Origin of the sequence: Actinophytocola algeriensis, from assembly GCF_014203735.1 — a bacterium.
Taxonomy (GTDB): Bacteria; Actinomycetota; Actinomycetes; order Mycobacteriales; family Pseudonocardiaceae; genus Actinophytocola; species Actinophytocola algeriensis.
Genome location: NZ_JACHJQ010000003.1, coordinates 1,124,333 through 1,136,783, shown reverse-complemented (window position 1 = coordinate 1,136,783; position 12,451 = coordinate 1,124,333). Strand labels below are relative to the sequence as shown.

Genomic DNA, 12,451 nt, shown 5'->3' with positions numbered 1-12,451 from the left:
GACGCGCCGCGCGGGCCGAGGGGACTAGAGCCTGCGGAGACCACTGAGCACCCTTTCCATGAATTCGATCGACGGCCGGTCGCCGACGACCATGCCGCTCTGATGGATCAGGACCAGTCCCATACCGGCCATGTCTCCAATCAGCACCCTGGCGACGCCGAGCGGGAGCCGCAAGTGGGCGGCCACCTCCGCGACGGACCTGGTGTCCAGGCACAGGCCACAGATGGACCGGTGCTCCGGCAGCACCGCCGCGTCCGGCGCCTTCCCCCGCTCGCTGGTGGACACCAGCGCCTCGATCGCAAGATCATAATCGGACCGCGTACGCCCACCTGTCCTGGTGTACGGGCGGACCAGCGATCCGGTTTCGTGCGGCGCGGGACCGCCGCCACCACGTGCGTCGGAGCCGAGGAAGTCCTCAGCACCCCACGCTCCGCTGTTGTGGACTCCACTGTTGTAGACGCCGCTGTTGTGGACACCACTGTTGTAGGCCCCGCTGTTGTGCACGCCACTGTTGTGGACGCCACTGTGGCCTACCCCGCTGTCAGAGATCCCGTCCCTGCCGACCGTGGGAATTTCCTTGCTGTCCCAGTTCGACTGTGCCGGTATCCCGGAGTCCCCGTACAGCGTCGCACCCGGGCCACCGAAAAGCCTGGCCCGGAATCCGTCGACGTCGAACCTGTTCGGTGCGTCGCCAACGTCGTGCTCGGGGAGGTCCTCCCAACCTTTCTCCGGCATCGCTTCTACTCGCCTCCGCTCTGGCTCGACGGCGCGCGGAAGTCGCTTGTCGAGATGTCCTCGGCTGGGACGCATAAGCCCAGACCTCCGCTCCGCGCGGTAAGCATGCCCCGCTACCTGCGCTGTGCGCCCTGAAGCTGAGCTCGCAGCTCCGGAGTCATCTGCTGGCCGACCCTCTCGACCAGCAATGTCATCTCGTACGCCACCGGACCGATGTCGCAGTTCGGCGCCGCCAGCACGGCGAGGCACGAACCGTCGGAGATCGACATCAGGAACAGGTAGCCCCGGTCCATCTCGACCACGGTCTGGTTGACGCCACCGGCCTCGAAGCACCGGGCGGCGCCCTGCGTGAGGCTGACGAGGCCGGACGAGACAGCGGAGAGCTGCTCGGCGCGGTCCCTCGGCAGGCCTTGCGAACCGGCCAGAAGAAGGCCGTCCGCCGACACGACCACGGCGTGCGCCACGCCAGGAACCTGACGGACGAAATCAGTGATAAGCCACCCGAAGCTGCCGGGCTGCTGTGCGGACGCGGTCGTCACTCCTGCTCCTCGTCTTGACGGCTCTGCTCCGAACCGGATTGGTCACCAGCGTATGCCTCGATGAGCGCGTGGCGCCCCCGCCGTACGCCCTGTTGGAAGCTTGACATGCGACCCCGGACCGCGTCTGCGGTTCGAGGGGGCAGCGGCGGCATACCTGGAGTCGCCTCCCCGCCGGTGTTCTCCCTGGCCTCGTGCCGCGGCGCGGCCGACCCCGGGAGCAGGTGCTGTTTCGGTACCCGCTTGGGCAGACCGGCGTTGGTAGTGGCGTCGGGGGTCTTGTCATCGAGCAGTGCCTGTGCCGCGAGCCAGCCGTCGTCACCGGGCGAGGTCCACGGGGTGGGCTCGACCGGCTCGGCCTGCGCCTCCACGTGACCGTTGGCGATCCCGGTGCCGTTGGCAGAGCCATTGGTGCCGTTGGTGCCATTGGCATTGTGCCCGTTGCCGTTCGTCGCGGTCTCGGCCGGGTCGGCACCGCCCGCACCCCTCGGCGGGGCGGAACCGGTGTCCGCGGCCTCGAACCACTGTGACAGCACGGCCTCGTAGATGGGCAGGCGCTCGGTCGGCGCATCCACGTTCAGCTCTGCCTCCCCGGAAGGCGTGTTGCCGCCGCCCGCGAACGGCTGGTACGAGGTGTCTTCGACCGGCGCCTCCGGCAGCGGCGCACCGAACAGCGCCGTACCGGTGTCGGCGGGGTCGTGGCGGCCGTTCTGCGGGGCGGGCGGCTCCGCTGGCACACCGTTCGCCGTGGTGGCCTCGGCGCTGCCCTCGTACCCGGGGTTGAAAGGTGGGTAGCCGGACAGCTCGGCTGGGGTGCGGTCGTGCGCCGTGTCGGCGCCGGCCGGCGTGCCCTCCGGGCGGATCCTCGGCATGTTGCCCGTGAACGCACCCGCGATGCCGCTGTTGCGGGACGGGGCGTTGGTGGGCGGGTTGAGCCGTGCCTCCGTGCTCGTCTGGTCCGCGATGGCCAGCGAGCCGGTGGTGGACGGCGAGGCCATCGACCTCGGCGTCGCGCCGATCGGCTGGACCAGCTCGGCCGGGACGTTGATGCGGGCGATCAGGCCGCCCTCGATGTCCTCGTTGTCGCGCAGCCGCACGGTGATGTTGTGCCGCTTGGCCAGGCGCGCGACCACGTAGAGGCCCATTCGCCTGGTCACCGCGACGTCCAGGTCCGGCGGGTCGGCGAGCCGGGCGTTGGTGGCCCCGATCTCGTCCTCCGACATGCCGACGCCCTGGTCGGTGATCTGGATGGCCAGCTCCTTCTTGCGGGTCATGGCCATCCGGACGATGACCTTCTTGTCCGCCGGGGAGAAGAAGGTGGCGTTGTCCAGCAGTTCCGCGATGACGTGCACGAGGTCGGAGACCGCGCGGCCCTGGACCGCGACTTCCGGTGCGGAGGCCACCTCGATGCGGGCGTAGTGCTCGACCTCGGACACGGCCGCGCCGACCACGTCGGAGGCGGGCACCGGCCGCGACAGCTGCCGCGAGAGGCCGGTGCCGGAAAGCACCAGGAGGGACTCCGAGTTCCGCCGCATACGGGTGGCGAGGTGGTCCAGCTCGAACAGCGACGCCAGCTGGTCGGGGTCCTGCTCGTCCTGCTCCAGGCGGTCGATCAGCGACAGCTGGCGCTCGACCAGCGCCTGCGACCGGCGGGACAGGTTGACGAAGATCGAGTTGATGTTGTCGCGCAGGAGCGCCTGCTCGGTCGCCATCAGGACCGCCTGCTCCTGCACCGCGTCGAACGAGCGGGCCAGCTGGCCCGTCTCCTCGCGGGTGAACACCGGCACCGGCTCGACCGCGTTCTTGGACGCGGCCACCGGGTCCGGGTCGGCCAGGATCCGGCGGACCGTCTGCGGCAGTCGCGAGTACGCGACGTCCAGCGCGTTGGACCGCAGGACGCGCAGCGGCTTGAGCAGCGACCGCGCCACCAGCAGCGCCAGGAGGACCGCGAGGAGCAGGACCGCGAGCACGATCGCCGCGTCGCGGAGGGTGGCCTCCTGCTGGTCGTTGCGCAGGGTCGAGATCGAGTCCCGCAGGTCGGTGAGCTCACCGGTCTCGATCGTGCGGTACAGGCCGAGCGTGCTCGTACCGGCCTGCACGACCTCGTTCGGGACGATGCCCAGGTTCTGGCCGGTCTCACCGCGGACGAGCAGCAGCTGGCGGTTCTGCTTCAGCTGGTCGACCGCGGGACCCACCAGGGTGTCGTTGAGCCGCTGCAGTTCCTCCGGCGTGGCGACGGAGTTGAACGTCGCGAGCGCGGAGTCGTGCCGGGCGACGGCGGCCTGGATCTCGTTGAGGTCCGGGACGCGGATCGCGCCCTGCTGCGCGGCGACCGTGATGTAGGAGAACTGCTGTGCGATCTGCGCCTTCGCGGTCGCGATCGAGTTCAGCGCGGTCAGGCGCGGGGTCAGCTGGCCGCCACCGACGTCGGAGCGGGCGAGCTGGCCGATCTGCAGGACGTTGGCCACGATGTCCGCGTAAATCGAGGCGACGGCGATGCCGTCGAACTGCGAGTTCGATGCCACCTCGCGCAGCGGGCCGAGGCTGTCGAGGCGGAAGAAGATCCGCTCGTACTCGGTGCGGACGCTCTCGTCGGACTCGCCGTAGAAGGCCTCCGCCGCGCCGCGCACCTCGGCGACCGCGTCGTCGGTCGCCTGCAGCTGCGCGTCGATCGGCGCGCGGTCTCCCGTTCGGTTCCGCGCCGCGAACTGCGCGACGACCTGGCCTTCCTTCTGGATCTGGTCGGCCGCCTCGTAGAGCTTCGAGTGCAGCTCGACCTGCTGGAGCAGGTAGTCGAGATCGTTCGCCTGCTTGATCTGCGTGTAGACGCGCAGACCGGCGAACGCGAGCGCCGCGAGCGTCGGCACCAGCAGCACGACCATCAGTTTGGTCGGCAGGCGCCACTCGCTCAGGCGGAAACGCCTGCGCTTGCCCGGCCGACCCGACGCCTGCTCGGCGCGAATAGCGGCGTTGGCACGCCGCACGGCGCTGTCGGTCGTACTGTCACCGTCCAACGCACTGTCCCTGGCCACTCCGGACACACTCCCAAGACGCCGTCAGTCAAAGGCACACACATCAATAGCAATCTCACCCGTGTGGCTGACACTGCGGCGCACAGCTTTCCCGTATAGGGACCACCGGTCAAGGGGACGAGTTCCACCTCGGACGTACAGAACGGACCACGGGTGACCGTTCAGCACGGTGTGATGGCCCCCGACCACCCTCCACCTTGGCCCACCACCCGCCGATAGTACGAACCTGCTGGTGATGGCTCCGGCAACACTGTATGCGGCCGTCTCGCCCAAGATCTTTCCCACGTCCGCGGTGGACTGGACCACCGAAAACTCTTGACGTTTGAAAAGTGGCGGACGACACACTCGCTTCGTAAGTTCGCCGCTGCTCCTAGACTACCGGGCCGTTGCTCATGCAAGCGACCAGGCAGTCACGCATCGTGATTGCCGGTTGTTGACAGTACCCGATCGGGTGGCTATACCTCCGGGCGGGTATACAACTGGTCGTCCTTAACACGGTGCAGGGGCAGCCCGTGTTAAAGCGACATTTCCCAACGCTCTGATCGCCGCATAATTCCAAGGCAGGAGACGGCAAGACAATGAATCGTCCAGGCAGAGTCGGTCGGGCCAGGCGCGGGTCCGTCCGCGCGGTCGGACTGTTGGCGACCCTCCTCGCGGCTTCACTGACGGCAGGCTGCGGCCTCTTCGGTGGTTCCGACGAGGCAGGTGACTCCGGCGACGGCACGACCGCGGCCTCCGGGCCACTGGAGAAGACCACCCTGAAGGTCGGCGTCATGATCGGCATCGACTGCGCGGGAGCTCAGCTCGCACTGCTCAACGACACCTTCGCCGACGAGGGCCTGAAGATCGAGGCCACGACCATCCAGAGTGGTGCGCTCGCGATCCCGTCCCTGGCCTCGGGTGAGTTCGACATCACCTTCGGCAACTGGGTGTCGTTCATCAAGGCTCAGAGCGCGGGCGTCGTCGACATGAAGTTCATCGGCGAGTCTTACCTGTCGACACCCAACAGCAACTTCGCCGTCATCGCGGGCAAGGACTCTCCGATCAACAGCCCGAAGGACCTCGAGGGCAAGAAGATCGCCGTCAACGCCAAGGGCAACATCAACGAGCTCCTGCTCCGCGCTGTGCTCACCGCCAACGACGTGGACTTCAACAAGGTGAAGGACAACCTGGTCGAGATGCCGTTCCCGAACATGGCGGCAGCCGTCCAGAACAAGCAGGTCGACGCCGCGGCGTTCATCGACCCGTTCGTGACGGCGGCGCAGAAGGAGTTCGGCCACAAGATCGTGTTCGACCTGACCGGTGCCGGCCCGACCGAGAACTTCCCGCTCTCCGGCTTCGCCACGAAGAAGGACTTCGCCGAGCAGAACCCGAACACCATCGCGGCGTTCCAGCGGGCACTGCTGAAGGGCCAGCAGCTGGCCGCTGACCGCAGCAAGGTCGAGGAGGCTCTGCCGAAGTTCGCGAAGATGGACCCGGAGACCGCGGCGATCGTCAAGATCGGCCAGTTCCCGACCACGATCGACGCGAAGCGCCTCCAGCGCGTTGCCGACCTCCTGGTGACGTACGACATGCTGGAGAAGAAGCTCGACGTCGAGCCGCTGGTCGTGTCCATGCCGTCCGAGAACGGTTAGCACCAGCCGGGATGAAACGCCTGGTACGCAACACCATCGGAACGGTCGGCGTGCTCGCGGTCTGCGAGCTCGTCGGCCGTTCCGGCTTGGTGAACCCCAACCAGCTGCCGCCACCGTCGGTGATCGGCGCGCGGCTGGTCGAGATGTTCAACGACTACGAGTTCTCCGTCGACGTCGTCGAGACGATCTCGAGCTGGGCGATCTCGATGGTCATCGCGACGCTCATCGCGGTACCGCTCGGCATCCTGTTCGGCAGCGTGCCGGCCGTCGGCAAGGTGACCAGCGCGATCGTCGAGTTCCTGCGGCCGATCCCGTCGGTCGCGATGATCCCCCTCGCGCTGATCGCATTCGGTGACTCCGTGGACGCGAAGATCGCACTGGCCGTGTTCGGCGCGGTGTGGCCGATCCTGTTCAACACCGTGCACGCGATCGGCGACATCGACCCGGTGCAGATCAACACGGCGAAGGCGTTCAACCTGACGCGGCGGCAGATGCTGACGCAGGTCAAGCTGCCCGCCATCGCGCCGTTCGTGCTCACCGGCGTCCGCATCTCGGCGAGTATCGCGCTGATCCTGGTGGTCAGCACCGAGGTCCTCGCGGGCAGCGCGGGTGGTCTCGGCAGCTTCATCACCGAGACCGGCACGGGTGGCGCCCAGATGGACCTCGCGATCGCGGGCACGTTCGTGGCGGGCGTGATCGGTTTCGCCATCAACTTGATCTTCGAGTGGGCCCAGCGGCGCTGGGTCAACTGGTCGGACGGGGACCGCGCGCGATGACTGTGACCGAACGAAAAGAGAAGAAGGTCACGCCGGACACGCGTGCCCGGCGCGGCCGCGCGATCGGGTTCCTCGGCAAGTGGGCCGTGTTCGCCGGTTTCATCGCGGCGTGGCAGGTCGCCACCACGCTGGCGGAGGCGCCGTACTTCCCGACCCCGTCGACCATCGGCGAAACCATGGTCGACCTGTGGCTTTCCGGCCCCGCGTCGCAGCTGTGGCTGTCCGACGCGGTGTTCGACGACGTCGTGCCGAGCCTGTTGCGCCTGCTCGGCGGATGGGCGGCGGCCGGTGTCGTCGGCGTTGTCCTCGGCCTGATGATGGGCCGGTCGGAGAAGCTGTACGACTACTTCTCACCGACCATCTCGTTCCTGCGGTCAGTCCCGCCACCTGCGCTTTTGCCGGTGTTCCTGGTGCTCTTCCCCATCGGCACCCCCATGCAGCTCGCCACGATCATCTTCGGGGTGATCTGGCCGGTGCTGCTCAACACCATTGACGGCGCGCATACGCTGGACGAGACGGTAGTCGAGACGACCAGGAGCATGCGGTTGTCGAAGCCTCGGTTCCTCGCCACCGTGGTGCTCCCGGCAGCGTTGCCGAAGATCTTCGCAGGTCTGCGGGTCAGTCTGTCGCTCGCGCTGATCCTGATGGTCATCTCCGAGCTCGTCGGGTCGACCAACGGGATCGGATACCAGATGATCATGGCGCAACGCGACTTCTCGCTGCCCAAGATGTGGGCCGGGATCGTTCTGCTTGGCATACTCGGCTATGTCCTGAATGTACTGCTGCTCGTCATCCAGAACCGGGTGATCGGCTGGCACACCAGGTCGAAGAGTCTCACCGGGAGGTAGACCGTCCCATGCTGGACGTGACCGGCATCAGCCACACCTACGGATCGGGCGCGAAGACCCACACCGCGCTCGGCGACATCACCTTCTCCGTGGAGAAGGGCGAGATCGTCTGCATCGTGGGCCCGTCCGGCTGCGGCAAGTCGACCCTCCTGCGGGCGATCTCCGGCCTGCTGCCGCCCACCGCGGGTGAGTCGCGGTTCATGGGCGAACGCATCACCGAAGTGCCGCATGACCTGGCGTTCGTGTTCCAGGAGTACAGCAAGTCGCTGTTCCCGTGGCTCACCGTGCGCGGCAATGTGGCGTTCCCGCTCAAGGCCAGGGGCATGTCGCGCAGGCAGCGCCACGAGGTCGTCGACGAGGCCCTCGGCTGGGTCGGCCTCGCCGACGCTGTCGAGAAGTACCCCTGGCAGCTCTCCGGCGGCATGCAGCAGCGTGTCGCCATCGCCCGCGCGCTGGTCTGCCAGCCCGCGCTGCTCATGATGGACGAGCCGTTCGCGTCCGTCGACGCCCAGACCAGGGCGGAGCTGGAGGACCTGCTGCTGCGGGTCCGCCGCGAGTACGACACGACGGTCCTGCTCGTCACGCACGACATCGACGAGAGCGTTTACCTTTCCGACCGGGTGCTGGTGCTGTCCAAGGCGCCGAGCACGGTCGTGTCCACGCTGACCGTGTCGCTCGGCGCGGAGCGTGACCAGATCACGACCAAGGAGACCGACGACTTCGTCCACCTGCGCGGGGAGGTGGCCCGCCTGCTGCGTTACGGCACGGCGGGTGTGCACGACGAAGTCCACGAGGTCAAACAAGCGGTGCCCGTTGAAGCTGTAGCGGAGTAAGCCATGTCCACATCCGCGAGACGCATGGTCGTCGGCATATCCGGCGCGTCCGGTTCCGTTTACGGGATCCGGATGCTGGAGGCCCTGCGGAAAGTCGACGTAGAGACACACCTGGTGATCAGCCGCAGTGGCAAGCGGACCATCTTCGAGGAGACGAACCTCAAGCTCGAGGACGTTCGCTCGCTCGCGGACGTCTACTACCCGAGCGACGACATCGGCGCCGCCATCTCCTCCGGCTCCTTCCGGACGCTGGGCATGGTCGTCGCGCCGTGCTCGATCCGCTCGCTGTCGGAGATCGCGTACGGCAACACCACGAGCCTGCTCACGCGGGCCGTCGACGTCGCGCTGAAGGAACGCCGCAAGGTGGTCCTCATGTGCCGCGAGACACCGCTGCGGATCGCGCACCTCAAGGCCATGCAGGCCGCGGCCGAGGACGGCGCGCTGATCATGCCACCGGTGCCCGCGTTCTACACGCGGCCCGAATCGCTCGACGAGATCATCGACCACACCATTGGACGGGTGCTGGACTACTTCGACATCGAAACGGACCTCGTCCGTAGATGGGGAGAAGACTGAACATGCCGGTGAGCCCTCTGCACGACCTCGGCGTCATCATCGAGACGCTGGACAAGGCCGGGCAGCTGATACGAGTGCGTTCCGAGGTCGACCCGGTGCACCAGCTGGCCAGCGTGGCGTCCCACTTCGAGGGGCGTGCGCAGGCGGTGCTGTTCGAGAACGTGCGCGGGCAGGAGCACCCGGTGTTCACCGGCCTGTACTGGTCACGGGAGCTGTTGGCGGAGCTGATCGGCACGAAGGAGAAGCAGCTCGCGACCCACATCTCCGGCAAGGTGCAGGAGTGGCAGAAGGAGCCGTTCGACAAGGCGGTCGAGCCGCTGGTCGTCGAGACGGGGCCGGTGAAGGAGTACACGCAGCCGGTCGTCGACCTGTTCAAACTCCCGATCCCCACGCACGCCGAGCGGGACGGCGGCCCGTACATCGACGCGGGCGTGGTCGTGGTGACCGACCCGGAGACGGGTGTGCGCAACGCGTCGATCCAGCGGTTCCAGCTGGTGGACCGGGACCGGCTGCACATCAACATCGACGCGGGCCGCCACCTCCAGATGGCGCTGGAGCACGCCAAGGACCGCGGCGAGACGCTGAAGTTCTCGCTGAACATCGGCGTCGGGCCCGGTGTGCACTTCGCGGCCGTGACGCCGGCCGAGGCCGCTCCCCCGGACACCGACGAGCTCGGCATCGCGTCGGTGTTCCACGGCGACCCGGTCGAGCTGGTCCGCGGTGACGCGCCGGGTGTCGAGCTGATCGCGCACGCCATGTACGCGCTGGAGTGCGAGATCGTCCCGGGCGAGGTCGCCGACGAGGGCCCGTTCGCGGAGGTCACCGGCTACTACGCGAAGGTCGCGCCGCGGCCGGTCGTGCACGTGAACGCCGTCCACCACCGCGCCAACCCGGTGTTCCAGACCATCATCTGCGGCAAGGAGGTGTGGAACTCGGCCGGTGTGCTCGGCGAGGCCTCCGTGCTGTCGTCGGTGCGCAAGCAGGTGCCGGGCGTCCTCGACGTCTACTTCCCGCACGGTGGCTGCGGTTTCTACCACGCGGTCGTGCAGATCCAGCAGAAGCGGGCGGGCTGGGCGCAGCTCGCGGTGATGTCGGCGTTCGCCGCGTTCCCGCCGCTGAAGATGGTGACCGTGGTCGACGAGGACGTGGACATCCGCGACGCATCGGACGTCGAGTGGGCCCTGACCACCCGGCTCAACCCGACCACCGGCGTGATCACCGTGCCGGAGGTGTTCGGCCACGGCCTGAACCCGACCTTCCCCGACTACTTCGGCGCGAAGATCGGCTTCAACGCCACCCACCCGTTCCCGAAGACCTACGCCTACGAACGGGTGCGGCTGAAGGAGTTCTCCATCGAGGGCCTCGACATCGACGTACCGGAGCCGACCACGACGCGGCCGTCCTCGGTCGACAAGTGGACCGCCGCGGAGCGCGCGGAGCACGGCACGCCGGCACGCCCGGCACCGAAGTCCAGCGGCGCGATCATGTAGTCAGGACAACGAAAAGCGGGGCTCCCGAATGCTGGGAGCCCCGCTTTGTGCCGTACTGCCTAGGCTTCTGCCGGCGGGCCGAAGCACTGCACCATCGCGGGCTCGGCGTAGGCGTAGAAGTTGCCCTGGCTCTCCTCGGGGCAGCCGTTGCCGTCCGACGTGCCGGTCAGGATCTTGATGACCTTGAACGTGGCGTTGGGGTCGGTGCACTCGACCTGCTTGTCGGCGTCGCCCTGCTCGAAGCAGTCGCCTTCCTTGGCGTTCAGCGTGAGGCACAGCGTCAGGTCACCGCGGCCGGACTCCGTGTACGACACGTAGTCGCTCTCGGTGCCACCCGGGCACTCGGCGGAGCTGTCGTCGAACGTGGCCGCCACCTTGTACGCCGCGCTCGGGTCGGTGCATTCGACCTTCTCGACGTCCGCGTTCGACGAGCTCGCGTTGTTGACCTTGATGCAGTCGCCGACCTTGGAGCTGGACGGCGCCGTGCCCCAGTTGATGATCGCGAACGTGGCCACGACACCGATGACGACGATGCCGAGCACGATCTTGATGATCTTGCCGGTGTTGTTCGGCTTCGCGGCGGGCGGCGGCGGGGGCGGTGTCGCGTAGCCGACCGGAGGCGCACCACCGGGACCACCCGGGCCACCGGGACCGCCCGGGCCTGCGAGGCCCTGGGGGGCACCGCCACCGTACGGCTGCCCCTGCGGGGGCGGACCACCGTAGGGCTGGCCCTGGGGCGGCGGTGCGCCGTAGGGCTGCCCACCGGGCGGCGACTGCGGCGGCCGCTGGCCGTACGGCTGGCCACCGGGCGGCGTCTGGGGCGGTCCGTACGGGCCCTGCTGCCCGCCGGGAGGCGGGTAGTTCGGAGAGTTCATGTGCACCCCTCGCACAACATGCCGACAAATCGGAAGACTTGGTTCGAGAGCAGCAATGTACGCGACCGCACCGACAGTCGTGTGCCACCCCACCAAAGTCCTCAGTGGAACTTCTGGGAAACCACGGTCCGTCATCGAACGGTCGCGGTGGGGCCCGGAGATGTTATGCGGTAGGCGATCCGAGACAGATGGTGAGCGGGGGCTGCGGATAGGTGATGACCTCGGTGGTGGCGTCCGAGCACTGCGTCTCGTCGTCGACACCGTCCAGCACGTCGATCACCGCGTGCGTGACGCCCGGCGCCGCGCAGTCCGCCCGCTTGTCCTCGGAGTCCGTCACCTCGAGGCAGTCGCCCCGGGACACGTTCAACTGCAGGCACAGCAGGAGCTGGCCCTCCTCCGTGTACGACACGTACTGGTCGTTCGGGCAGGACCCGGTGTCGGTCTCCTCGCGCGTCGCGACCTTGTAGATCGCCTCGGGGGTCGAGCAGTCGACGGTCTCCACGTCCGCGTTGGTGGAGCTCGCGACGTTCACCTTGATGCAGTCGCCGGGCTGGGCGTCGATGGCCTCGCCGGGGTCCGCGATGGGCTCCTCGGTCTCCTCCGTTGTCGCGGTCTCCTCGTCCGTTCCCGCACCCGACGAGGAGTCCGTTTTGTCCGAGGCCGAGGTGGAGGTCCCGCCACCCGCGGTGTTGTCGCCGCCGTCCTTGTTGAGGAAGTACAGCCCGATCCCCGCGCCCGCCAGGACCAGCACGGCGATCGTCACGATCGCGACGACCATCCCGGTGTTCTTCTGCGGCGGCTCCGGTGGCGGCGTCATCCCGCCGTAGCCGCCACCCGGCCACTGCTGGGTGGCGCCGTACGGGCTCTGCGGCGCGTTCCCGAACGCCTGCGTCTGGTCGTTGGCGCCGCCGTACTGGCCGCCGTATTGTGGCTGGCCGTACTGCGGTTGCTGCGGCGGTCTCTGCTGGCCGTAGCCTCCCTGACCACCATATGGATCGTTGGGCTGCCCGTAAGGCCCCGGCTGGTAGGGAGGCGTCGTCATGCACCGCAATCTAGCGTTGCGGGATTGAATACGACGAGCCGGTTGTTGTGACATTTGCGATGTCAAAGCCGAGG

The 12,451-nt window shown here is 67.8% G+C and carries 11 protein-coding genes; 6 read left to right on the top strand and 5 right to left on the bottom strand.

Annotated features, from left to right (window positions below):
- Positions 1-24: 24 nt before the first annotated feature.
- From FHR82_RS46170 to FHR82_RS17790, 3 genes are all read right to left on the bottom strand, one after another.
- A complete protein-coding gene (locus FHR82_RS46170) occupies positions 25-735 on the bottom strand; it encodes a DUF742 domain-containing protein (RefSeq protein WP_225944045.1) in 711 nt (236 codons plus the stop codon).
- 113 nt (positions 736-848) lie between these two features.
- A complete protein-coding gene (locus tag FHR82_RS17795; protein ID WP_184811472.1) occupies positions 849-1,274 on the bottom strand; it encodes a roadblock/LC7 domain-containing protein in 426 nt (141 codons plus the stop codon).
- Entirely contained in the window at positions 1,271-4,285 is a 3,015-nt protein-coding gene (locus FHR82_RS17790) for a sensor histidine kinase (RefSeq protein WP_184811471.1), read from the bottom strand. Before FHR82_RS17790 ends, FHR82_RS17795 begins: the two co-directional genes overlap by 4 nt.
- A gap of 656 nt (positions 4,286-4,941) precedes the next feature.
- On the opposite strand from FHR82_RS17790, the gene FHR82_RS17785 reads away from it, so the two are divergent.
- From FHR82_RS17785 to FHR82_RS17760, 6 genes are read left to right on the top strand one after another with little or no spacing between them, the layout of a single operon-like run.
- Positions 4,942-5,937 carry an ABC transporter substrate-binding protein gene (locus FHR82_RS17785; RefSeq protein ID WP_225944044.1) on the top strand — a complete coding sequence of 332 codons (996 nt, stop codon included), beginning with the start codon at positions 4,942-4,944 and terminating at the stop codon, positions 5,935-5,937.
- A gap of 11 nt (positions 5,938-5,948) precedes the next feature.
- Positions 5,949-6,713: an ABC transporter permease gene (locus FHR82_RS17780; RefSeq protein ID WP_184811469.1), complete on the top strand. Its 765-nt coding sequence runs from the start codon at positions 5,949-5,951 to the stop codon at positions 6,711-6,713.
- On the top strand, positions 6,710-7,561 hold the full coding sequence (locus FHR82_RS17775; RefSeq protein WP_184811468.1) for an ABC transporter permease: 852 nt from the start codon (positions 6,710-6,712) through the stop codon (positions 7,559-7,561). Before FHR82_RS17780 ends, FHR82_RS17775 begins: the two co-directional genes overlap by 4 nt.
- Before the next feature lie 8 nt (positions 7,562-7,569).
- Positions 7,570-8,394 carry an ABC transporter ATP-binding protein gene (locus FHR82_RS17770; RefSeq protein WP_184811467.1) on the top strand — a complete coding sequence of 275 codons (825 nt, stop codon included), beginning with the start codon at positions 7,570-7,572 and terminating at the stop codon, positions 8,392-8,394.
- A gap of 3 nt (positions 8,395-8,397) precedes the next feature.
- Positions 8,398-8,970: a UbiX family flavin prenyltransferase gene (locus FHR82_RS17765; protein WP_184811466.1), complete on the top strand. Its 573-nt coding sequence runs from the start codon at positions 8,398-8,400 to the stop codon at positions 8,968-8,970.
- 2 nt (positions 8,971-8,972) lie between these two features.
- Positions 8,973-10,460 (top strand): UbiD family decarboxylase, encoded by a 1,488-nt coding sequence (locus FHR82_RS17760; protein ID WP_221463818.1) that lies wholly within the window; start codon positions 8,973-8,975, stop codon positions 10,458-10,460.
- Between the two features lie 59 nt (positions 10,461-10,519).
- Here FHR82_RS17760 and FHR82_RS17755 read toward each other — a convergent pair whose 3' ends face one another.
- Both FHR82_RS17755 and FHR82_RS17750 read right to left on the bottom strand, forming a co-directional pair.
- Positions 10,520-11,335: an LppU/SCO3897 family protein gene (locus FHR82_RS17755; RefSeq protein WP_184811464.1), complete on the bottom strand. Its 816-nt coding sequence runs from the start codon at positions 11,333-11,335 to the stop codon at positions 10,520-10,522.
- A gap of 163 nt (positions 11,336-11,498) precedes the next feature.
- Positions 11,499-12,377, bottom strand: coding sequence for an LppU/SCO3897 family protein (locus FHR82_RS17750; protein ID WP_184811463.1), 879 nt, complete (start codon positions 12,375-12,377; stop codon positions 11,499-11,501).
- Positions 12,378-12,451 lie beyond the last annotated feature (74 nt).